The following is a 635-nucleotide window of genomic DNA, read 5'->3' on the forward strand; positions in this document are numbered from 1 at the left end:
TAAAAGGATGATCTGCAGTATCCGCTGGAAAGGAGAGAAGGGAATGGGAAAAACAAAGCATCAAGGTCCGATGAAGCTGAATAAAAAGCCCGCGCCAAAACTGTGGGCGTCTTGGGCGCCGATGGGACTCGGAAAGGTAAAGCCGAAGCATATCAGAGATACGATGAAAACAGCGTGGGACAATAAAGACAACCTTCCGTACGCCTACAGAATTTTGACGCAAGGCGTGTGCGACGGCTGTGCGCTCGGTGTGTCCGGACTCCGCGATCAGACGCTCACAGGCCCTCATTTATGCACGACGCGGCTGAACGTCCTGCGCTTAAATACAATGCCTGCGATCGAGGACAAATGGCTGTCCGCCGACATCGAACAGCTGCGAAAGCTGGACAGCACCGAGCTGAGAAAGCTTGGACGCATCCCCTATCCGCTGTCGAGAAAAAATGGTGAACGATCGTTCTCGAGAATTTCGTGGGATGAAGCGCTCAGCCGAATCGCGGACAAAATCAAATCGATTGATAAACGGCAGCTCGCCTTTTATTTAACAGCCAGAGGCATAACGAATGAGGTGTACTATACGGCCGCAAAAGCGGCGCGGTTTATCGGCACAAACAACATTGACAACGCCTCGCGGATCT

Annotated in this window: 1 protein-coding gene; it reads left to right on the forward strand. The window is 52.1% G+C overall.

Going from position 1 to position 635, the window contains the following annotated elements:
* Positions 1–43 precede the first annotated feature (43 nt).
* The coding region (locus ACWHAR_RS28630) for a molybdopterin-dependent oxidoreductase (RefSeq protein ID WP_452088642.1) at positions 44–635 on the forward strand (592 nt) is incomplete at its 3' end.

The organism is Bacillus sp. LR--39 (assembly GCF_053613335.1).